Source organism: Bradyrhizobium sp. CCBAU 51745 (genome assembly GCF_028128715.1).
GTDB classification, from domain to species: Bacteria; Pseudomonadota; Alphaproteobacteria; order Rhizobiales; family Xanthobacteraceae; genus Bradyrhizobium; species Bradyrhizobium manausense.
The window spans coordinates 32,807-55,530 of the sequence record NZ_LBJP01000065.1 but is presented as its reverse complement, the minus strand read 5'-3'; the positions used below and the strand labels follow the sequence as shown (position 1 = coordinate 55,530).

Annotated in this window: 13 protein-coding genes and 4 pseudogenes; 8 read left to right on the top strand and 9 right to left on the bottom strand. The window is 59.8% G+C overall.

All coding sequences use genetic code 11. From position 1 onward, the window contains the following. A partial coding sequence (locus tag XH98_RS15855; protein WP_271619169.1) for an NEL-type E3 ubiquitin ligase domain-containing protein occupies positions 1 to 1,304 on the top strand: 1,304 nt, incomplete at its 5' end. Here XH98_RS15855 and XH98_RS15850 read toward each other — a convergent pair. After that, a pseudogene (locus XH98_RS15850) lies at positions 1,252 to 1,419 on the bottom strand (IS630 family transposase); the annotation flags it as partial. The gene XH98_RS15855 and the pseudogene XH98_RS15850 sit on opposite strands and share 53 nt — an antisense overlap. 174 nt (positions 1,420 to 1,593) lie before the next feature. Between XH98_RS15850 and XH98_RS15845 the strand changes: the two are divergent. Then, positions 1,594 to 1,725: pseudogene (locus XH98_RS15845) on the top strand (HipA domain-containing protein); the annotation flags it as partial. Between the two features lie 285 nt (positions 1,726 to 2,010). Here XH98_RS15845 and XH98_RS15840 read toward each other — a convergent pair. The 4 genes from XH98_RS15840 to XH98_RS15825 all read right to left on the bottom strand — a co-directional run bounded on the left by XH98_RS15840 (position 2,011) and on the right by XH98_RS15825 (position 7,577). Next, on the bottom strand, positions 2,011 to 3,531 hold the full coding sequence (locus tag XH98_RS15840; protein ID WP_271619171.1) for a class I adenylate-forming enzyme family protein: 1,521 nt from the start codon (positions 3,529 to 3,531) through the stop codon (positions 2,011 to 2,013). A gap of 456 nt (positions 3,532 to 3,987) precedes the next feature. Beyond that, complete coding sequence (locus XH98_RS15835) at positions 3,988 to 5,595, bottom strand: acyl-CoA carboxylase subunit beta (RefSeq protein WP_271619168.1); 1,608 nt, start codon at positions 5,593 to 5,595, stop codon at positions 3,988 to 3,990. A 1-nt stretch (position 5,596) separates the two neighbouring features. Beyond that, complete coding sequence (locus XH98_RS15830) at positions 5,597 to 6,100, bottom strand: acetyl-CoA carboxylase biotin carboxyl carrier protein subunit (RefSeq protein ID WP_271619167.1); 504 nt, start codon at positions 6,098 to 6,100, stop codon at positions 5,597 to 5,599. Position 6,101: 1 nt separating this feature from the next. After that, the gene (locus tag XH98_RS15825; protein ID WP_271619166.1) at positions 6,102 to 7,577 is read right to left on the bottom strand and encodes an acetyl-CoA carboxylase biotin carboxylase subunit; all 1,476 of its coding nucleotides are present in this window, start codon (positions 7,575 to 7,577) and stop codon (positions 6,102 to 6,104) included. A gap of 1,469 nt (positions 7,578 to 9,046) precedes the next feature. Here XH98_RS15825 and XH98_RS15820 point away from each other — a divergent pair. Continuing rightward, complete coding sequence (locus XH98_RS15820; protein WP_442868593.1) at positions 9,047 to 9,877, top strand: class I SAM-dependent methyltransferase; 831 nt, start codon at positions 9,047 to 9,049, stop codon at positions 9,875 to 9,877. Between the two features lie 1,393 nt (positions 9,878 to 11,270). On the opposite strand, the pseudogene XH98_RS15815 reads toward XH98_RS15820, so the two are convergent. The 3 genes and pseudogenes from XH98_RS15815 to hisC form a co-directional block, all read right to left on the bottom strand. Next, positions 11,271 to 11,678: pseudogene (locus XH98_RS15815) on the bottom strand (outer membrane protein); the annotation flags it as partial. A gap of 8 nt (positions 11,679 to 11,686) precedes the next feature. Continuing rightward, positions 11,687 to 12,712, bottom strand: a complete 1,026-nt coding sequence (locus tag XH98_RS15810) for an LLM class flavin-dependent oxidoreductase (RefSeq protein WP_271619164.1) — start codon at positions 12,710 to 12,712, stop codon at positions 11,687 to 11,689. A gap of 291 nt (positions 12,713 to 13,003) precedes the next feature. Beyond that, the gene (gene hisC, locus XH98_RS15805) at positions 13,004 to 14,104 is read right to left on the bottom strand and encodes a histidinol-phosphate transaminase (RefSeq protein WP_271619163.1); all 1,101 of its coding nucleotides are present in this window, start codon (positions 14,102 to 14,104) and stop codon (positions 13,004 to 13,006) included. 690 nt (positions 14,105 to 14,794) lie between these two features. On the opposite strand from hisC, the pseudogene XH98_RS15800 reads away from it, so the two are divergent. Continuing rightward, positions 14,795 to 15,067 (top strand): annotated as a pseudogene (locus XH98_RS15800) (DNA -binding domain-containing protein). Between the two features lie 160 nt (positions 15,068 to 15,227). Beyond that, positions 15,228 to 15,557 (top strand): transcriptional regulator domain-containing protein, encoded by a 330-nt coding sequence (locus XH98_RS41125; RefSeq protein ID WP_442868592.1) that lies wholly within the window; start codon positions 15,228 to 15,230, stop codon positions 15,555 to 15,557. Between the two features lie 86 nt (positions 15,558 to 15,643). Here the strand turns inward: XH98_RS41125 and XH98_RS15795 are convergent, their stop codons facing one another. After that, positions 15,644 to 16,810 carry a nucleotidyltransferase family protein gene (locus XH98_RS15795; RefSeq protein WP_271619162.1) on the bottom strand — a complete coding sequence of 389 codons (1,167 nt, stop codon included), beginning with the start codon at positions 16,808 to 16,810 and terminating at the stop codon, positions 15,644 to 15,646. Positions 16,811 to 17,133: 323 nt separating this feature from the next. Here XH98_RS15795 and XH98_RS15790 point away from each other — a divergent pair, with 323 nt between their 5' ends. The 3 genes from XH98_RS15790 to XH98_RS15780 are packed head-to-tail and all read left to right on the top strand — an operon-like array spanning position 17,134 to position 22,722. Next, on the top strand, positions 17,134 to 18,663 hold the full coding sequence (locus XH98_RS15790) for a Wadjet anti-phage system protein JetA family protein (protein WP_271596950.1): 1,530 nt from the start codon (positions 17,134 to 17,136) through the stop codon (positions 18,661 to 18,663). After that, a complete protein-coding gene (locus XH98_RS15785; RefSeq protein WP_271596951.1) occupies positions 18,653 to 19,291 on the top strand; it encodes a DUF4194 domain-containing protein in 639 nt (212 codons plus the stop codon). The genes XH98_RS15790 and XH98_RS15785 overlap by 11 nt, the downstream gene beginning before the upstream one ends. Before the next feature lie 20 nt (positions 19,292 to 19,311). After that, positions 19,312 to 22,722, top strand: coding sequence for an SbcC/MukB-like Walker B domain-containing protein (locus XH98_RS15780; RefSeq protein ID WP_271619170.1), 3,411 nt, complete (start codon positions 19,312 to 19,314; stop codon positions 22,720 to 22,722). Positions 22,723 to 22,724: the final 2 nt, after the last annotated feature.

Genomic DNA, 22,724 nt, shown 5'->3' with positions numbered 1-22,724 from the left:
TCGGCAGCAACCGGTTGACCAGTCTACCCGACACTCTCCCGCCCGAACTTAGAGAGCTCGAAGCCGACGGCAACCGGCTGACCAGCCTGCCCGACACTCTCCCGGCCGAGCTCCTGTTGCTCTTCGCCCGCGATAACCGGCTGAACAGCCTGCCCGAGACCCTCCCGACTGAGCTCCAGAGACTCCACGTCAGCGGCAACAGCCTGTCGAGCTTGCCCGAGAACCTCCCGACCGAGCTCCAGATGCTCGAGGCACGCAACAATCGGCTGACCAACCTGCCGGAGACCCTGCTAACCCGGCTCGGTTCTGGGTGCATGGTTTATGTTGAGGATAATGCGCTGCCCGAGCAGGTGCGGACGAATTTGGCGGCAGCTATGAATGCGCCGAGCTATGCCGGCCCGCGGGTCTTCTTTTCAATGGGGGGAGGAACGATGGTGGACCAGGAGCGGCCGCTCGCCAATGCGGTCGCGGACTGGTTGAACGGCGAGCCGGAGGCGATCGCCGCCTGGCAGAACTTCGCCCACGAGGAGGGCGCCCCGGAATACGCGCTCTTCCTCGACAAGCTGCAGAAGACTGTGAACTATGACAATCCCGAATTCCGAGAGGCGGTGGCCGAGGATCTACGTCAGGCGGCGATCAGGCCGGCATTGCGGCGGCAGTTTTTTGAGCTGGCCTACGGGGCGAGCGAGACCTGCCAGGATCGCGTCACCCTGACCTGGAACGGCATGCAGACCGCACGTCTGACCGCCGATGTCGAGGACGGAGCCTATGACGATCGGCTCGGCGAACTAATCCAGCAGGCGCGGGTCCTGTTCCGCCTGAACGCGCTCGAGCCGATCGCCCGTCAGAAGGTCGACGCGCTCGGGTTCGTCGACGAGATCGAGGTCTATCTCGCCTATCAAGTCAAGCTACGTGACCGGCTGGACCTGCAGCTCATCGCTCCGGACATGCGATTCTTTGATGTCGCCCACGTCACTGACGACGACCTCACCGCAGCCGAGAGCCAGGTGCGCAATGAGGAGGCGGCGGGATTCGCCGACTATCTGGCAACTCGCTGGCAGCCCTGGGAGACGGTGGTGAGCCGGATCGCCCCACAAGTTCATGCACAGATGAAGGGCCGGCTTAGGCAGGCGATGGACGAGGAGTTTCCGAGCCGCCTTGAGCAACGGCTCGCCGACCATCAGCTAACCGGAGATAGCGATGCCGAGTGGCAATTCGGAGCCCAGATCAGCGAGGAGATCGCCCGCGAGATCAAGGTCCCTCTGATGCGCCAGGTGCTCGGGGAGCGCGGGCTTGAGCTGTGAAGCGATAAATGATGCGACCGATCGCGCTCCAGAGACTGTCGACGGTTCGTTCTGCGGCCTGACACACAAGCGCCTTGAGCTTGGCGAAGGCGTTCTCGATCGGATTGAAGTCGGGGCCGGTTGAGCGGCGTGAACTCCGTCAGCGTCTTAGTTCTGGTAGAATACCAAGTCGATTCGACCGTTGCCGTGGCTCTTATGACATGCCTGGCGGTCTCGGTCGCGCGTCGGCTTCAGATAATTGATCTCCCCTCCAGTTGATCCTGTTCCGATAGAGAAGCCAGCCAGGATCGATTTCGCCGGACGCCGCGTGCTCGCAGTTGAGCGGTTCGATCGCACCCGGACGCGCGACGGCCGCCTGTCGCGGCTGCCGCAGGAAGACTGCTGCCAAGCACTATCGGTTCCGCCCGCGCGCAAGCTGCAACGGCCTCGATAGCGGCTATGGACACGTCGGGAAACCGTTCCGCACGACGGACACAGGCCGACGCTCCCGGAAGCCCGAACCAGAACAGTCGCCTGATCACCCTCGTAGTAAGCACTCTCTACAACAAACCCACGCGTCACCAAACTGGAGCGGTGGAGTGCCTGCTGCATGGCGCTGATTCTCCTCCAATCAGAACGCCAGACATCCCTCAGACTGCATCAAAAGCGAGTCAGAGCCCCTTTTGGATGCCCATAGGGGGTCCCAGTCGAACGCCGATTGACACCATTAGGGGCGCGATCTCGCTTGAATTGCTCTCAGGATGTAATGCTCGACCTTACCCAAAGCCGTTCGGGGCAAATCGTCCGTGAAGATAATCTCATCCGGTACTTTGAACCGGGCGAGTTGCGACTGCACATGCGCCATCAGCGCTTGTTGTTGAACCTGCGTCCCCGAACGGCGAATCACGTAGGCGATCGGCACCTCGCCCCACTTGGGGTGTAGCCGGCCGACGACGGCGCATTCCCGGACATCTGGGTGCTGCAGGATTACGCGCTCCACTTCCGCCGGGTAAATGTTCTCTCCGCCGGAAATGATCAGATTTCGTTTTCGATCAAGAACCCAAAAATATCCGTCGGCATCGCAACGTCCGATGTCGCCCGTACGATACCACCCGTCGCGCAGCGCCTCACGCGTTGCTTGTCCATTGCCCCAGTATTCGTAGAACACATTGGGTCCTCGCACCGCGATCTCGCCCGCAGTCCCTGCCGGCAATCTGTCGCCAGCATCGTTGATGATTGCAGCCTCGCAGCATAGGCCGGGCATACCGGTCGATCCCTCAAGGGCAAGATCGCCACCGAGCTTTGTATAGATCGCAATGGGGCAGGTTTCCGTGGATCCATAAACCTGCAATGCCGAGACCCCACGCGCTGTAACTCCTGTGATGACCGGCTGCGGCACCATGGTTGAACCGGTAGTGATTGCTTTCAACGAGGACAGGTCGGTCGTCGGCCACCGAGGATGATCGATCAGCGCTTGGATCATGGTCGGGACCATCGCCGTCAGCGTAGGTCGATCCCGGTCAAATGCAGCAAGTGTCGTGTCCGGCGTAAACCGCTTGTGCAGCGTTACCGTCGCGCCGTGGTGCAATGCTGGCGACGTCTGAATGTTGAGGCCGCCAACGTGGAATAGCGGCAACACAGTCAAGACGTGATCAGCTGAGGTGAGGCCGTGCATGTGCTGACTCATCACCCCGTTCCACAATAGTGCCTCCTGGCGCAGGACGGCACCTTTCGGCCGGCCCGTAGTGCCTGATGTGTAGACAATCAGAAGCGGGCAGGACAGGTCAGCGCGGGCATTGCGACCATCTCCCCGACCTGCTTCAAGCAGCTCATCCCAGCTGCTTCCGCAAGGTGGCGCGAAATCAAGACCGACGACGGCAGTTGAGGGCAGTCTCTCCGCTAAAATCGATAGAATCGGCTCAAAAGCTTGCTCGAGCACCAGCACTTGAGCGCCAGCGTCACACAGGATGAAGAGTTGCTCGGTGACAGCCAACCGCCAGTTCAACGGCACGAGTATTGCTCCAAGCCGTGCGCAGGCATACAGCAGTACCAGATAGTCAGGCCGATTGAGGCTCAGGATCGCGACGCGATCACCATTTTCAACGCCGAGCTGACTTTTGAGGGCGCGCGCCGTCAGTTCGATGCGCCTATTGAAGACCTGGTAGCTTAAGCTCGCGCCCTCGAAACGGATCGCAGGCTTGTCCGGAGCGAACGCCACGTTGCGCTCAATCAGTGTAGGAAGATCCATCATCAGTCATTCGCGGGTTCAGTTGCACCAGCTGTCGCCGGCGCTTCGGATAAAGATCTACTCAGTCGACGCGGCGGAGATGGCAATCGCAATCAAATAGAGTTGGACTCCGTAGTGCGTTGCCACAGGTGCACCGAAGATCTCTTTCAGTCCTTGAGTTGGGGCGACTTCGAATAGACCGCGGCTTCTGCACGGGCGGTAAGACGAAACGACGGGACTGCGGTGTAGCCATTGCGGCTCGCGCGGTGCAGCATCGACAAATCATCTCTTTTCGAGCCTACAACCTGACGCCACGCGAGTTTCAAGTCCTCAATGACTTCGCGGTGATTCGGTCTCCCCTCCAAGATCCGCAAGGCCCGTGAGCTGGTTTCTGGCGATTGGTATAGTTGACGTGTTTGATAATGAGGAGATCTGGCGTGGGGCATCTCGCCCGGTGCGCGACCTTCGCTGGGAGCGTCACATTCGAAATACGCCATAATGCGGCGACGCAATCGGGCTGTTGAGCGATGCACTCAGAGCGATTGCAAGCGCGTTTCGAGTATCGACGGGATCAAGGATGCCGTCATCCCACAATTCGGATGTCGCATAGTACGCGCTCGACCGTTCCCGATATTCCTCCAGAATCGGTTGACGAATGGCTGCCAACTCCTCCGTGGCGAGGTGGCCATTGTGCCGGGCCAGCTGTCTGGCCTTAACGTGTGTGAGTACGCCCGCTGCCTGCTCCGCGCCCATCGCCGAAATCTGCGACTGCGGCCAAGTAAACACAAAACGAGGGTCGAAAGCGCGCCCCGCCATAGCGTAGGTGCCAGCTCCATGGGAGGCGTTGCAGATGATCGTGAATTTTGGCACAGATGCCCCGGAGACCGCCATGATCAGCTTGGCGCCGTCCTTGGTTATGCCACGCCTTTCGTAGTCGCGGCCGACCATAAAGCCGGTCGTATTCTGAAAGAAGAGCAGAGGCGTTCGAGACCTATCACACAGTTGGATGAAGTGAGCGCCTTTCAGTGCGCTTTCTCCCAACAGCACTCCGTTGTTTGCGAGAATACCAACCTGATAGCCATGCAGACGCGCGAAGCCGCACACAAGGGTCTCGCCATAACGTGGCTTATATTCGTGGAACCGACTACCATCGACCAGGCGGGCAATGATCTCCCGCATGTCGAATTGCGTCCGGGGATCCCGCGGAACAATGCCGTAAAGTTCCGATGCACAATAAGCGGGCGGCTCCGAAGCGGCTCGATTGACGGAGGCTTTTACAGGGGGGCTGAAGCGAGCGACGACGTCTCGCGCAAGTGCGATTGCATGCAGCTCCGTACTTGCGAGATAGTCGCCCGTTCCAGATACGCTGGTATGCAAATGTGCGCCGCCGAGTTCTTCGGCAGAAATCTCTGCGCCGGTGGCAGCCTTGACGACCGGAGGACCACCCAGAAAGATCGCGCCCGCGCCCTCAACAATGATATTATAGTCGCAAAGCGCAGGGACGTATGCCCCGCCGGCGCTGCAATGGCCCATGACTATACCAACCTGCGGTATTCCCATCTTTGAGAGAATGGACTGATTGCGAAGGATCCGACCCGCGTGATAGCGATCAGCAAAGAACTCCGCCTGTAAGGGCAAGAACCCGCCGGCACAGTCGCATAAATGGACCACCGGCAGGCAATTCTCGATCGCGATGTCCAAGGCCCGCACAATCTTCTTGACCGATAGCGGATACCACGCCCCTCCCTTGACGCTAGCGTCGTCTGCGTGAATAACGACCTCCCGGCCCGCGACAATGCCGATCCCAACGACTTGAGCGGCGCCGGGCACCTCACCGTTATAGGCTTTGTTCGCCGCCAGCGTCGAAAGCTCGAGGAACGGGGTATCTGGATCAAGCAAAGCCTCGATCCGATCACGCACAAACAGCTTGTTTTGCCGCTTGAGGCGCTCAAGATCCCGCACCGGACGCGCGAAGCGTGCGGCCTGCTGACGCTCCTCCAATTCTTTTGCAAGTCGCATGTTATGAAGTTCGTTGAGTCGATAGTCTTCCGATCTGACATCGACCAAGGACGAGAGCTGCTGCATTTCAGGACCGCTCCTCGATGAGCGTAACCAATACGGCATCCTGCTCAAAGCTTTCGCCTTCCTCGAAGTGAATACGATCGACAATGCCATCTTGTGGAGAACGTATGACAGTCTCCAACTTCATACTTTCGATCGTCATCAGGGCCGTTCCCGCGCAAACGGACTGACCAGACGAAACACGGGTGACGACGACAACGCCCGGCATCGGCGCGCGAGCGACGGCTTGGCTTATCTCCTGCTTCGAGGTCGCAAGCGTTCGCAGCGGGTCGCGGTAACGCAAACTGCGCGTTTCGCCGCTTATGTGCACGTGAACGGTTTCGCCATCGATAGCGAAGCGGATCGGCCGGCTTTCATTCGCAATCGTAACAACGCCGTGGCCGTCGCCGCGATCGGAGAACGCGATGGGGGCAATCACCCTGTCATGCAAGCAGAGACGGTAGTTCTCTCGGTATCTGGACATCCATAGCTTGTATTCGACGCCATCAACCTCAAAAGAATGATTCAAGTTAGTTTCTCCAATTGCCCAGCGCCGCATGAAGGTCGGACACGGCATCCGCCGATTCGCGGACCGGTCCGGTCAGGAGGGCGCCTATTGCCAGGAAATCCGATAGATCGGTCAGGGGCTCCCCAGCGGCGATATGCGGATGTTCCTCAAGATACCCCGTATGAATTTGCCCATGAAGAAATCCGTCGTCCGCAAGGATCCGGGCAAGGAAGCTTGCGTTGGTTGCGCAACCGAGAAGCACCAATTCCCGCATCGCGCGATGCGCTTTTTGCGCAGCCTCGATACGCGTGGGCGAATGCACGATGATCTTGGCGAGCAGGGGGTCGAATGCCGTCGTAATCCTCTGACCCCGCGAAAGGCCACCGTCGACACGTATACCGTCGCCATCGGGGTAATCGAGCACAAGGACCCTGCCTGTTGTTGGAGCGTATCCGCGCTCCGGCGCTTCGGCACACAGCCTGGCTTCGATTGCATGCCCTCTCGGCACGATGTCGGACTGTGCCAACCTCAGTGGATGGCCCGCAGCAATGTGGATCTGTTCGGCAACAAGATCGACGCCGGTGATCACTTCGGTCACGGGATGCTCAACTTGCAAACGCGTATTCATTTCCAGAAAATGAAACTCTTCTCCGCCAAGGATGAATTCGACGGTGCCTGCGCCTTGATAGGTGGCTGCACGGGCGATGCCGACGGCAGTATCGCAGATCCGTTGACGCAACGCAGACGATAGCCGCGGCGCGGGCGCCTCTTCGATAACCTTCTGGAACCGACGCTGGATTGAGCACTCGCGCTCGAACAGATGAGTAACGTTTCCGAACGCGTCGCCCAGCACCTGCACTTCAATATGGCGCGGGTGTTCGATGTAACGTTCGACGTAAAGCCGGCCATCTGCGAAGTAGCGCTCTGCCTCGCTGCGCGCCTGCGCAATCGCGTCCTCCAGGGCGCCGATGTCGCGCACAATCTGCATGCCCTTGCCGCCCCCAGCCGCGGAAGGTTTTACGAGCAGAGGGGGACCCATAGCCCGGGCTCTGCGGACGAAAGTTGCCGGATCATCGTCCTCAATGGCGCAAGGAGCGACCGAAAACCCGTGCCGCTGAACGAAGCTGCGGGCCCGGATCTTGTCGCCCATCAGTTCGATGCTTTCGGGGGCAGGCCCGATGAACGTGATGCCGGCGCTTGTAATCGCCCTGGCAAACTCGGCGTTTTCCGACAGAAATCCATAACCTGGGTGCAGTGCACCAGCATTCGCTTTTCGGGCGGCAGCGACGATCTGCCCAATGTCGAGATAGGCAGCAATCGGCGTGCGTCCGTCGATCGCGATGGCTGCATCGGCCATAGCGACAGCAAGCGTGCCCGCATCAATATCGTGGTAAACGATCGCGGCACGAAGCCCCAGCTTGCGAAGGGTCTTGATGATCCGAACAGCGATCTCCCCCCGATTGGCGATCAGGACGGTATCAAAAGGCAGATCATGCATCCCGGTATCTTCAGCTATTTAGTGTGAGCGGCAACAGACGTTGAGAGAGCCGCGGCGGATCGTCCTGCCAGCCCCGTGTGACACATCACAACCGTTGATCAGATCGGTCGGAGGCGGCGCCACCCATAGCGAGAGGGATATGATCCGCCGAAACCAGGTGTCGCGAAGACCTCATCTTGGGACGCCATCACTTGCGGGAGCATCCCGAACTGAGATGAACTTGCGACACTGTACGCTCAAGCGTTGAGTGTTAGATTTGAGGCAGGCCGCGACAGCGTCCTCATCAGGTATGTGAGCGCCGCAGAGGCGAAACGCATCTGGTGTGCACGCCTGTCGCGCCTCCGCTGGGGCCGGCCAATCGCGCGCACCTGCACTTCCGCAGCACAGAGCCGTCGTCACCGCAAGTCCAAAAATGAAGGTTGTATAATGATGCGCTTTGGGGCGCGACGGCTCGTTGGTTCGCTGCTTGTGCTTCACGTCCATCCTCTCTCGGCGATCTACGATATTGTTCATGCCGCACGTGATATGCCCGCATTCCAGACATCGGCGGCACAATTCGAGCGATCGTATGCGGCAGCGCTCACTCCAGAGTGCTTGATCCAGCAATGTCTGACGCAATGGTCTTCAAACTGCGGCGTCAGTACCGGGGGCTGTCAGCAACGGCACCAGTGCGCAAGAGACGTCGACGTCGTGCTTGACTCCGCGAGTAGTTGGCGTGGTTCGGATGTGGCGTCCATCGCATCGGACATCGCGATGGGCGAGCTTGCGACAAGTCCCGCCATGATACCGGAATGGCGGCTTGCGCTGTCGGAAGACGGAGTCAGCGGACGCCGGACCGGCTGTCCTAGCATGATGACCGCTTGTCCCTTTGGGAAGTACTCGGGCATCAGAACGGAGCATCGCGATACAGGTTCGAAATTCTGAGAGGTTCACGAGTCTCATCACGCGTCAAGAAGTAACCCACGGTCGGACGTGATCCGCCGCTTACCCGTATGATGATACAATCTCCCGTTACGTGCGGTTCAAGCCCCTTTTGAGCCGCTCGTCAGAATCGGTCGAGAGCGTTACGCCGTCAGAAGTATCTGGGGCGAACAAAGGCGCGCGCCCAATACTAAAGGCGGTCCGCATTTGGACACCCTCACCACGCCGCGTCTTCACCCAGCCTCGATATCCAGCATCGGCATCCACCCGACAAGCTGCAGGCCTCAAGCAGGGAGAATGACTGGCCATTCAAGAAATTGGGGTTAGACAGAGAGTAAAGCGCAGTAAGGTTCATATATCCGCCAAGATCTGCAGTAAGAGCCTCCCGGCCAAGGCAAGAGCCTTGGGCTTGCGTGCAAATTGAACGTGGAGACCTTGGGTTGCGAGCAGATTTTTCGCGTATCAATCGGGATAAAGCTGTCTTCGATGACATTTATGCCTTGGATGATCCAAGAGCGTATTTCTCTGTTCTTGGAGCCTTAGATTATATGATCCCGGATGTGGCTGAGCCGATCGTGCGTCAGATTCTGGCCGCGAAAGCGTCTGCAACCAGCGTTAAGCCGATCGTGCTTGATGTCGGCTGCTCATACGGCATCAACGCGGCGGTGCATCGTTTTCCATTGACCTTCAGCGGCCTGCGCCACCGCTATGCCCGGCGCGAGATAAGGGCGATCGGTTCCGAGACACTGATGGGTCTCGACCGCAATTTTTACTCGGCTTGGCCTGATGTTGGTCTTGCACGATTTGTCGGCCTCGATGTATCGGCTCCGGCGATCCGCTATGCAACGGCCGTTGGCCTGCTTGAGCAGGGTATTGTCGCCGACCTTGAAAAAGAACCGCTTTCGACAGAAAGCGCGCGTGTTCTCCGTTCCACCGATGTTATCATGTCGACGGGCTGCATCGGTTACGTGACTGAAAAGACGTTCAGCAAAATTCTCGATGCTACACAGAAGCAACCGTGGATCATCTCTTTCGTGTTGCGGATGTTCCCATATGATTCCCTGGCCGCGACGTTCGCGAAACATGGCCTTGTGACGGAACGCCTGACCGGTGCGACATTTATTCAGCGGCGATTTCGCGATGCTGAGGAATTTGAGGGGACGTTGTCCACGTTGGCAGCTCTTGGCATCGATGCAACCGGACTGGAATCGGAAGGTCTGTTCCACGCCGACCTGATCTTGTCACGCCCTGAATCGGATGCACGCGTTGCTCCGCTGGAGGACATCGTCACTGTCGCCAGCGGTCGAGGTCGGCCAATCGGACCACGTTACGTTCACGTTGCAGGTCACGAGGGTTTGCAGGTCGCACTGGAGCCGTGAGAGGTGTTTTTGAAGATAGCCGCGCGTGCGTCCCGTAAGGGCGTACCGAGGTAGATTATGCTCTCAACCTTTCGGTGTTGCAGCATGATGAGACGGGCTGCAGGCGGGTCTGCGCGCTGACCAGCAGGCGGGCGACGGATGGCAGCGTGCTTCTCAGGCTGATTGCATCCTAGAGCCCGACGCTGACCAAGCCCAATGCCCTGCGGCGCGCGTTGAGCGGGATGTCGCGAATTCAATCGAGACGTCTCTCTCTTCATCAACTTATGGCTGGCGCGCGTTGCCATAATCCGTTGCCGTGCGGATCGTCGAGCAAGCAGGATCCAACCTGAGGGAGAAATCCGGACGACGTGAATGGCAGTCATGAGCTTGCTGCGCTTGCCTGAAAGAGCCAGTTCACGGCACGGCCACGAGTGCCTTATCCGAACGCGCGGCGAGTTGCTCGAGCTGCGCCCTAACGGAATGATAAAGCCGGCAACTGCCGAGCTCGAATCCCGCAAAACGACCTCGCGCGTCTGGAATGCAGAGCCGACTTTCCCCACGACGGGGCCAGCCGCGGCCCAGCCTCTCGGAGAAGCGCGTCGTTCCACCTCGCGGGGCGCAAAGGCTGATGGCGAGAGTGCGATTGGCGCTCGATAGGAACGTAAAAGCGCTCACAATCGCCTTGAACGCTCACAAATTGAAGCCGCCTGTTGCGGTCAAGATACGACATGCCGTCAGCGACGTTTGATGTCAATGCTAACGAGTCCGAGCGTATTCGTCGGCACAGAGGAGGCCGTTGGATGCGGCCTGACGGACAAGACCTGCGGCTTGGCGGCAATCGAGATAAGTGGAGCGCGCATTCAGGACAAGCCGGGGTTGGAGCTGGCGACGCTTTCGAGGGGCTGTCGAAGCTTCGGGCATGCGGTGATCGCACCGCAGTCTGATCTCAGGGCGTGCTGGGAGCACGTCCGATCGACGTCGCAAGTCGACGTACACGCAGCGACGCCACCGTGATTGGAAGCATCATCGATACCCAGCAGATCCAGCCGAACCGGCTCATTGATACGGGCTCGCCGCGTTTTCTGGCAACGTTGCCGTCGAGCACGGCGAAGTGGAGGCGGCAGGATCCTGGCCGATAAAGGTCTGCAGCCATCAGTCGGATCCCTCGAGCGGCTGCCGCCAAAAACGATGATGATGAGACCATGCTAATAGGCTCTTCAGCGCCGGGCGGCACGTGACATCCAGTCGAGCAGGGTTAATATGGATGCCTCGGCCAGCCATGATCTGCAGTTGCCAGTACAACGGCAGATACGAGGCAAAGCTCGAGATCGCCTCGAGCGTCACCACGATCGTCAAAAAAGAAGCCCCGGCCTTGGGCCGGGGCTCTCTATCCATCGCTTTACGCGATAGAATCTCAGAATTTGTAGTTGAGCCGGGCAGTCAATAGGTCGAAATCCTGCCGGATGCGATCGCTACCGGCCCAGCCGGCGGCGGTGGTGAAGTTCACGTTAGCGTCTTGCCGGAATATGTGGTCGTACTCCACGCCGACCGACCGATTTGGCGCGAAGCCGAGTTCGATGCCCGCACCGACCACGCCGCCCCAGCGGGTCTTGTCCGTGCTCGCCAGTTGTGCGCCGGTGAGGGAGTTGATCTCATAGGTGTTTCCGGTCACCGCGGCACCGCCCTTGGCATAGAGCAATACATTGTTGATGGCGTACCCGACTTGGCCTGTAAGCAGGCCGAACGAGTCGGTCTTGGTCTGGTTGATGTTCGCTGGGAAGGCGGCACTGACATTCGAATCGTTGAAATCGGCCCAATTGCCCGTAGGACTCAGGTCCGGCCGAGCAGTTCGGATTGGATGATCCTGGCTGCATATAGCGAGGCATCTAGGGGCAAATCACCGAACGCGAGCTGACAGAGCAGGTAATTTGTGCCGGCTTCGTCCATTTGATTGAGCAGAACGCGCCGGACGGACGCTGGCGTTCCGACCACGCACAATTCACTCTCGATGGCCGCATCGAATGTCAGCGGAAGGGGCTTTGGCGTCGGGATACAATTGAGCTCGTAGAGAAATTTGAAGTTCCGCAACCATCGCTCGTAAGCGGACCGGGCTAGGGAATACGCATCCGCCTCGAATCGCCCAATCACGATCATGCGAAGCAATCCGACATATGGCTCACGACCAGAACAACTGGAACTGCGCTCTCGATGTGTGTGGTAGGCATCGGTAACTTTGCGCACAACGGCGGCCGGCCCCATGCAGGCGAGGTTTGCGCCATTGCCTGCGGCCCAGATGGCCGTGTCGGGACGATTGGTTGTTACCCATATGGGGGGGTATGGACGCTGTTGAGGGGTTAAAGTCAGGGGAACCTGGTTCAGCTGGAAATGCCTACCTTGGTAAGACAAGACCCCACCCTTCATGGCGTTCAGGAGAATCTCGTTGGCTTCCTCATACCGGCTTGGCGCCGATTCATCGGAAATTCCAAAGTAATTCAGCTCGATTGGGAGAGTGCCCCGTCCGAAGCCCAGCTCCAGCCTGCCGCCGCTCAATTGATCGAGCATGCAGATTTCCTCAAATGCGCGTAGCGGATGATAGGAATTGAGCAGCATGACCAATGGGCCGAGACGAAGGCGTCGCGTACGCTGCGCGACACTCGACAGGAAAAGACTTGGCGAGGGACTCCTTCCATGTGGCGTGCAATGATGCTCGGCCACGTGATACGCATAGAAGCCGAGGCGATCGTATGCCTCCGCCAAGACGAGGCGATCTTCGTATTGACGACCGAGATCGCGGCCGTCGTCGTCCAGGTGATCGAAAATGCCGCAAGTGAGTTTTGACGAAGGCTGGTGTGTCATCAGAAAAATCCATGGTTGGGCGGGCTACGTAACCGTTTTCTGGAGATTCAAAGAACGAATTGCTAGCGCCGCATCTCTTGACTGTCGGGTCCGGTCCTCTCTCGGTACCCATGGCGAAGATCGCGCGACATCGTGGTGATGCGTCGGCTCCGCAGGATCCGGAGGGGAAGCGATTTTTTGGCGACCGCTTGGCCCTCAGTTGCATGGGGTGTCTGCTTTCGCACGATGCGCGGTCGCGGCCTTCTTCCACTAGCGGTATAGTGAAACGAGCGCACATCGGCGGGCGGCTGGCTATTCATCTCTTTTCATGCCCTCTGAGATCGCGGCAACCGCTGTCAAGAACGAGTCCATTTGCTCCTTTGTGCCGATGCTGATGCGAATGCAGTCGTCAAGGCCGTCATCTGCAAAGACAGCAACGAGTATGCCGTCTCTCTCCAGCGCGGCATGCCACCACTTGCCGTCGTGTCCATTCGGCACCCGCGCCAGCAAGAAATTGGTATGAGAAGGCGCTACACCGAATCCGAATTGACGCAATTGGGTCGCAACTCGCTCTCTTTCGTCCTTGATATGCCTGTGATTCTCCTCATAGGCCGCGCGATGTGAGAGGATGCTGACTCCGACCGCTTGCCCTATGATGTTCATGTTGAAGACGTTCTGGATGTTTCGCAGCCGTCCAATAATCTCTGGATGACCAAGGCCGAAGCCGACCCGAATGCCCGCGGCCGCATAGCTCTTCGACAAAGTCCTCAGGAGCAGAAGGTTGGGATAGCGGTGGACGAGCCTCAGACCGTTATCCGGCGCGAAGTCGACATAGGCCTCGTCCAGCACGATTAAGCGATCAGACTGTGCAACGAGGCGTTCGATATCGTCGATAGAGACGAACGTCCCGGTTGGGTTATTGGGATTGGCCAGCAGGATGAACTTGGCGTCCTTTGCCGGACCGAGGAGCAACTGTTCAATCGGAATGGAATGCGAGTCGCTGCACGACACTTCGAGAAGCTTGGCGCGCTGCAACAGAGCAAGCTTGCGATTGAACGAGAACCCAGGAGACATCATCGCGACGCTGTCGCCAGGTCCAACGAAGGCCCTGTAGATCAGGGCGAGAAGCTCCGACGATCCGTTGCCGGCGATCACATGATCCTTTGAGAGGCCGTAGGCATCAGCGGCAGCTTCTCTCAGGCCGATGTTGTCGTCTTCCGGATACAAATACTGACGTTCAAGCGCGGAGATCGCACTTCGCCATACCATTGTTGGTAGTGGAAATGGGTTCTCATTGGTGTTTAGCTTCACGTAACGTGCATCTGGCGCCCGCCGTCCGGGCGATTGAGCGCCTAGCTCTTTAGCCGGCTGCGCAAGAGAAGAGAGCACACTTTGCAGTTTTACATCGATCATGTCCTTTTCCCTCTTGATGCGCAGACGGCAGTTGCCATCGGGAGTGCGCAAGGCGTTCCTTCAGCAGTCCGTTTTGCGGACGTGGCGTGGCGCGATCTAGAGCGTTGGCGGTGCGCGAGCCGAAAGTCGGCGACTAAAGTACAGCCCGCTTCTCGTAGGCCCTGGTCGGTGGTGCGCGACGTTGCGAGCGTCTTGTCGATCTCAGCGCGACTGCGTGCAGCGGTGCTGAGTTGGCAAGCCAAGCCTTCCAGACTGATGCAGCGAGCCTTGGCCTAGAAGTCGGTACATAGGTGACAGCGTCATGCGATGCTCCCGGTGAGGCGCAGGCCTGCGACGGCTTTTCCAAAGGCCGCGACGGCTTGTTTCTCGAACCTACAATTTGACGCTACGTGCGAATCAAGTCCCGTCGACGTGCCGCCGGGCGGCTCGCGCGAGCTCGAACTATCGAGCGGGTTGGCAGCGCCATTTTCCACGCCGCCTCTTCGCTCGGTACCCGTTTCACGACCTCAGTGTTCGTGTCGAAGCAAATTTGGCGCCATTCTGCTCAGGTTGAGCGCGCAACTCGCGAGAGTTATCGATAATTCCGTTATGGACGACGGCGACATTTCCGTCTTATGCGGTTGGAGCGCCGGCGTGTATGGGCTCTCAAGCTATTCTGGGTTTCGTTGTTCAAGGTAGGAGTTTCAGTCAGTGCCGGCCGACCCGAAGATCGCAGACTTGGCTCCCAGCGCGCCCTAGCTCACCTCATATGACAAGAAGCACCCCGTCACTTACATGCGACTTCTCGATGCCGACGCTGAGAAGGCAGATTGGACCGAAATCGCGCGCGTTGTGCTTGGGCTTGACCCGACCGTTGAACCGGATCGCGCGCGACGCACCTTCGAAAGTCATCTGACGCGGGCCAGGTGGCTAGCAGGCCACGGCTATCGTGATCTGCTGCGTGGCGGTTGGCCAAAGCAATGAACACCGCCGCTCTCAGGATCGGGGAATTTCTAGCAATCGCAAAAACGATCATTCCATCGATTAAGTGCAGGGCCGGTACGCGGTGCGTACGCAGCCGGAAAGCGCCACAATCATGGGAGGCATTTGCTCGCATGTGTAATCTTGCGGGGAAGTTGCGACAATGCGGGGTCCCGACTGGAGATCTGAGGAAGCATACAGCGACTTCAAGAAGGCAGAAGCTGCCGACGTGGCCTGGGAATGGCTGCGCCGAGATCCCGATTGCCAAGTGGATTATAGGCGCTTGTCTCGCCGCCAACAATCCAGCGCAGACACGGAGCAGTTGCGAGGAAAGTGGGGCTGTTGCGGGGTGCGGGCAATCGTATCCATAAGCTACCATGCGCCAATGCGTAAATCGTCAGTATACGCGATCGCGAATGTCTATCGATTATACGTTTCCGCGTTTACTTATGAAGCCCGCGATCCCACTCTGCCTCTCTTATCGGAATTTTAAAAAAACTAAAGCTGATGATCGATGTAGAGCTGGTGGCTCGAATCTGCCGGTGGGCGAGAGAGGCTCGTCGACATGTCGAGGTGGCATCATGGCGTTGGCGACGCCGTCGGCTTCGCAATTGAAACGCGCGCCAGAAGACCTTCCTTGCCTCCCGTAAGCCCGTACTCCTCTGTTGGCTTGCCGTCGAGTTTGGCCGCTTCGGCTACGCCCTTTGCGAGCATCTCGAAAGTGTCGTCCGAAAGACGCAGGGCGCCAACACCAAGCCGTCGTCGCCATCTGGCTCCGCGTTCCCACGCTTCCATCCACGCAAAGCCTAGGTCGCTACTACGTTTGACGGCATTGAATGCTTGAATGAGCGCGCCAGCCTGGTTCATGTCCTTTTTTGCCTTATCCGCAAAGAACACATTCCGTTTGGTCGCGATGATCAGTTTGTGGACGGCGTACCGCTCCGGGGCCGGTACAAGAACCGGCACGCCGGCGCCGTGCAAGACCACAGAGCGGATGGGCTCATGGATCAGGTAGTCTAGGAACCGCAAGACCTGCGCCCCTACAGACGGCTCCAATGAAGGCATCTGCGTCAGTCTGGAGGAGTAGCCCTCGTCGCCACGGTTTGGTGTAAGGAATTCGACCTTGAAGCCAGTGGCATTGGCAAAACCGCTGAACAGCTTGGTTTCATCGGGGGAGAATGAGGGCGCAAATGTCGGATCCACCTTTTTCAGGATCTCTTCGATGTCAGGCATGCTTTCATCGATCGAGATCGAGATGCCGTAGAATTTCGCGATGTCCATATCCTCGGTCGTCACGAGCTCGTCGGGCAGCTTGACGCCGAGTACGCCGCTGTATGTCTGATACGCCATCGAACCGACGAGCGTGGCGCGAAGCCGGAAAAGTCCCGCGCGCGCGAGTTCGTTGACGACGAGACCTTCCATGTGGGGAGGGGCAGGGTAGCCGGCCCGCCTCAACTTCGCTGCCAGCTCGCGTCGCGCGCGATAGCCAATCTTGGTGCGCTGGAAAGCTTCCGCGCGTTTGGCAATCTCGGGATCATCGGCCGGACCGACATATTTGAGGGTCGTCTTCGTCGGTCCCTCGCCACCAGAGGGCTCGTAGGCCTTGTAGTAATAATATTCGCGGTTGGCTCGCTTCTGTTTGAGAAAGGTCCCGTTTTCCGGGAAGTTCTCGTCGAAATCCGCGTCGGTCGCCTTCTGAACCAGGTCGGAGAAGATGACTTGGTCGATGTTGGAAAACTGCTTCATAGGTATTTGTTACCATTTTGGCGGAATGGTAACAATGGATTTGTGTTCCCTTTAGCAAACCCTTGTATCCATTTTGCCATAATGGTAACAACAGGGAATTCAATGACTTGAGCCCGCACTGTCCGGATCGAAGACCGGCACCCAGCGCCGATCGAGCTTTTGGCGCCTCGACAGCGATTGAGCTGGAAACCTGTGTTGGAACATACTAAGAACAGATCTTCCGGTTGTATTTTCAAGGCCCACTCTCAATAACAATGTTGTCCGGCACATCATGCGCTTAGTGTCGCCATCTCAGCATGAAGTCGGGCCCAGGAGTCGCGTCATTGACCTTGTTCCGCCATTTGCATGACGACGCGTTTTTGGCCTTCTCGCGCGATCACAAGCACCTGTACGCGGCCTGCCTGCTCGATCTGCACGAACGCTTCTTTTCAGGCGCGCCGTCGTTTCCGACCCCGCAGCAGGTCGTCCATGCCATCTACGATGTCATGCGCGCCAACCCCGCTCTCTGGAACGAGGGCGATGATTTCGGCAGCCTGCCGGAAATGATCTCCGCGGGACGCCGACGGATCCGGAAGGCCGACGTCGCGCTCGCCTCCGAGAAGGGCGACAAGGCGCTCGGTCTTGCCCGACAACTCTACGCCCGGCTGCTCGCCTGGGGATGGCTTGAAGAGGAGGAATACGGGCTTCGCGTCACCGTGGACATGGCTATGGGACCGCTGCTCGTGATCCAGCGGCTCGCGAGCCTCAATAAAGATCTCTCGCAGCGGTTCGGCGGCTTGATCGTGCAAATCCGCCTCAACCTGGAGGCCGTCGAAAAACTGAGGCCCGAGATCACCGACCGCAAGCAGCGCGAAGCTGCGCTCGCCGTCCGCGAGGCGCGCAATCAGGCCGACCAGTTCACTAAGAGCCTGCGGGCCATTCTGGCCGACCTGAAGCGCGTCCGACGGACCGTCATGGAGTCGAAAACAGTCGCTACCCGGCTGGAAGCCTTTTTCGAGGAGTTCGTCGAACAGCTCCTGCTGAAGGATTTCGAGTCCATCCTCACCGTCAACCATCCGTACCGCTTCCGCGACGCCATCGTCGATCTCGCGCGGAGGATCTCCTACACCCCGGAAACCATGCAGGTCCTCGCCGAGGAGTACACAGCTTCCAGCATGGCAGCCGACATCGAGGACGGTCGAATGGCCGCGGTCGACGACCTGCTGGCTATCGAAAGCATCTTCGATCAGATCGGGGAGATGTTCGACAGGATCGAGGCCTTCCGCAGGCAGCTCGAAGCCCGGGTCCGCAACACCATTAAGTACGCCGAGCGGGGCGGGCAGGGACTCGTCGGCCGGGCCGGCGACCTGGTGCGGCGCCTGGATGCCCTACTGCGCGACGGCAGACACCACAAGGCGACAATCGAATGGAGCATCGAGCCGCTGCGGTCGCCCTGGTCGGAGCACCATCAGGCCCCGGCCAGGCAGCCGCGCCGTCCCGTCGAAGCTAGAGAGCTCTCAGAGCCGCCGTCGGATCCGCTGTACGAACTGCGCAAGAAGCTCCGCCTCGAATACATCGCTCGCATCGCGCCCCGCCCCGAGGATGTCAGACGATTCCTTGAGGGCCAGGTGCCGCCATTCGCAACCAGGGAAGCCCGCTTCATGGAGATCGATACCGTGGACGACTTTCTCGCCTTCGATTGCGCCCGCCGATATGCGTTGACGGGCGAGGTTCCTGCGCAGGTCGCGGCCGGGTTCGAACTCGAACCGTGTCCCGACACGCCACCCCACGACAGCGAATGGCTCCGTTGCGCAAACTTCCTGGTCAAGCGATCGGGCGCACTCCGGAAGGCGAGGGCGGCTCATGCTCGGTGAATTCGAGAACGTCGAGCGCTCCTTCGGCGCGGAAAAGGCAGCCGACCTCCGCAAAGCGCTGCACTTCCTGCTACGGCGGCAGTTCGTGTTCGCGGGAGACCCTCGGACCGGGACAGTCTACAACACGATCATGGACGGCCGCTTCCGCGATGTGGTCGACGGCTTCTTCGATAGTTGCGGATACCGCCTCCATCGCGATCCGGAGGCGCAGTGGGCCGGCATCGTCGCCATGGACGAGGACGTGCCGCTGCCCCGGATGAAGCTCGACGAAACCATCGTCATGCTGGTGCTGGCGGCGTACTGGCAGCAAGAGGTGAACGTCGGAGCGGTCGAGGACCGGGCCGTCGTTGTTGCCACCTTGAACGACCTGTTCGACCGATACCGGGAGATGGCGCAACATGGCGGCGGAGGCGCGATCTCGGCCGCCCGTTTCCGTGACGTCCTGCGCGAGGCCGCCCAGCGCAGTTTGGTCGAAATTGGTGATTTTGACGACGAACAGCAGGACTGTGAGGTCAGGATCCGCCCGATGATTAAGCTGATCAGCGGCGGCGATGCCCTCCAACGGCTTGAGCGCTACGTCCGTAGCGAGGAGGCGCGGTTTCCGCAGCCCGCAGGAGACGAGGCATGATCGAGCTATGCCACCTGACGATGGTGAACTGGCACCTGTTCGACGTCGCCGACATCGACGTGACAGGACACGTCGGGGTCCTGGGCGAGAACCGGTCCGGCAAATCCACAATCCTCGACATGGCACAGGTCGTTCTCACCGGCGCGAGCCGGCGGTTCTTGCGCCTGAACGCGGTCGCCGGCGACAGCGGAAAATCGCGCAGCGGCTCGAAGCGCAGCGTCGTCGATTACTGCCTTGGGACGCTCGGCGAAGACCAGCGCCGGCGCGACGAGGCGCGCACCTACCTGGCGCTAGGGTTTGAAGACACGGAAGGCGCCCGGCCGCCGGTCACGATCGGCATGGCACTTGAAGCGCGCAAGTCCGACAGCAGGGAGACCGTTCTGGCACTGTTCGTCGCCGTCGGCACCATTCTGAGCTCCAAGGACTTCATCGAGCAGCGAGAAAAGTCGCAATTCCCGGCGCCGTGGGAGGACGTGCGCGCCCGGATCGTCGCGGCGGTCGGCGAGGGCAACTTCGTCAATCATCGCGACCGGGCGAGCGACTACGTCCGAGAGTACATGCGCCATCTTCTGCCGCATTCGCCCTTTGGCGAGCAGAACGCCAGCGCCCTGCAGAAATCAATCGTCAACGCGATGACGCTCGACCACAACCAGACGGCGACGCAGTTCGTGCGGAACTACATCCTCGAGGACAGTCCGATCGGCATCAAGGTGCTGCGCGAGTCGATCCAGACCTACCGCAACATCAGCGAATCCATCCGAAAGATGCGCCTCAGGCTCGAAGCCCTGAGGGCGCTTCGGGGCGTGCTTGCCGCGCTTGAAGAGGCGCTCGAGATCAAGTTCAGGGAGGAGTGGATTGCAAAACGCGCGACTTGGCTCGCGGCGCGGGCGACAAACCTGGACTTCAAGACCAAGCGGCGTATCGAAATGGCGCGCCGGGAGGCCGCAGCAAAACAACTCGAATTCATCGACGACGACGTCAAGGCTATCGATAACGAGATCGAACGCCTCACGGCCGCGATCGCCGAGCACGATGCCAAGGCCGGCAGAAAGTCCTTGCAGCAGACCGCCGATGTGGCCGGGCAGGCGGCGCAGCGCGCCTTGGCGGACTTCAAGGCTCGCATGGAGAACATCCGTCGCCTGGAGCCGCTCCGCGCGATGTGCGCGGACGGTTTCGAGGACTTCGTTCCTGCGCTTGAGCGTCTTGTGACTGCCACCGCCGGGGCCGACATCGGGGGCGTCTCCGACGAGGTCCCCGCAGCCGAGAAGTCCTTTGCGGCAAGCGGCGCCAAATGGCTGCCGAAGATCGACGAAGCGCGTCAAAGGATCATCGCGGAGCTTTCCGGCCTCCGAGGCCGGCGCGACGAGGTGCTCGAACGGATCCGACAGCACGCGGCCGGAGGGGCGCGCGCCTATCTTGGCGACAACACCGAACTCCTCTGCCGCAGGCTGCGCCAGAGGGGCATGGTCCCGCGCGTGCTCTGCGACATCATCGAAGTCGCCGAACCCGAGTGGGTGGGAGCCGCCGAGGCGCTCCTCGGCCGCGACCGGGAAGCTGTGTTCGTGGACAGAGCGGATATCAGCGCCGCCACGTCAATCTTCAAGGAAGGTCGGCGCGAGTTTCGCCACGCATCGCTCGTGAGCCTAAACAAGCTCGAGCAGTTCAGGGCCAAGCCGGAGCGCGGCACTTTCCCCTCGATCTTCCGGAGCCAGGATCCGGACGCGATGGCCTTCATCATGCGCCGCTACGGCACGGTCCGCCTCGCGGACACGCTCGACCAATTCAACAGGCCCGGCCGGGCTGTCATGAAAGACGGCCTCTACGATGACGGACTCGTAAGGACCCATCGCTGGATCGAAGCCTCGCAGCACAAGATTGGAAAGGCGGCCCAGGCGAACGCCCTGCGCTCCCTGCAGGATCAGGCCGAGGAATTGGATCGGCTCCAAACCGAAAAGAGCAAGCAGGCCCACGCGGCAGAGCAGGCCTTTGCCGCTCTGAAGAATATCTGCGAGGGACGTGACGATCTGAAGGCTTGCGCCGCTGCCTTCGCAGCCGCGCAGACCGAGATCGCCGAAGCCCAGGCGAGGCTCGAAGCGCTCGACGGCGCGGGCGACGGCGGGCTTCGCGACAAAAAGAGGGCGCAGCAGAAGCTGAAGGAGAAGAGGCTGGAGGAGAGAAAGACACAGCAGAAGGCGTTCGGCGAGCATGACGGCGAGGTCAGGTCGACGGAGAGGAGGCTCGGAGAGGGCGAGAACGTGCCCGGCTCCGAGCTCAACCTCAGGGTCGCCCGGTCGATATACCGCAAGTTCTTCCCACTCTACTCCACCGCGAAAGGCAGGGCCGTCTACCGCGACCGCCTCGATACCGCAGCCCAAAAGGGCTTTGCGGAGAAACACCGGGCCATTGCCGAGAAGGCCTTGAAGGATGCCAACGCTTTCGACAACGAGCGCGCGCGGATCGAGCGACGGGTCCGCGAACTCCTTTACGACTACTTCGACCAGTTCGGGATGAGCTCGCAAGTCGGCGCGGAGAGCGAGCCGCTGCGGGAGGTGAAGCCATGGATGGAACAGCTCATCTCGGATATCGAATCCAATGAGCTGCGCCAGTACGAGCGGCAAGCGCAGGAAGCGGCGGAGAAGGCGTCCACCCTGCTGCGCGGCGAGTTCATCAACGCGCTCACGGCCCGGATCGGAAAGATGGAGCGGGAGCTGCAATCCTTGAACCGAAGTCTCTACGCACATCCGTTCCATAGCGAGCGATATTCTTTCCACCGCACCCAGATGGTGGAATTCCAGCCCATCCTGAAGATCATCGAGATCGCCAAAACCTCTCCGGAGGCGCTCGATATGCTGTTCCGGGGCGACGTGCCCGATGACTTCCCGCACAAGGATACGATCCTCGCACTCGAGGCGCTGCTCGAGGACCCCGACAAGGATTTCACCCAGTTCGAGGACTACCGCAACTTCTACACCTTCGAGATCCACATGGAGGATGTTGCCACCGGCCGCTCGACCCGCTGGGAGCAGCGGCGCGGCACCGGGTCTGGCGCCGAACAGCAGGTGCCTATCTACGTTGCCATCGGCGCTTCGCTGGCCGCCGTCTACGGCAGCGCGGAGCGTCGTGCCGGCAAGCCCGCCGGTTTTGCGCTCGCCATGTTCGATGAGGCCTTCTCTAAGATGGACGGCAAGAACCAGCGGCAGATGATGAGCTTTTACAAGAAACTCGGCCTGCAGTTCGTGATTGCTGCGCCGTTCGAGAAACGCGTCGCCGTGCTCGAGCACATGGACACCATCGTGGAGGTGGACCGGATCGGCGAGCAGTCCAGGGCTACCGTGGTGGAACTGAAAGAGAAGGCCAAGCGCGAGCTGATGGCCATCGATCCGGACCTGATGTCCGAAGATGAGCTCGCCACCCGTCTGGCCGCCGAGTAGCC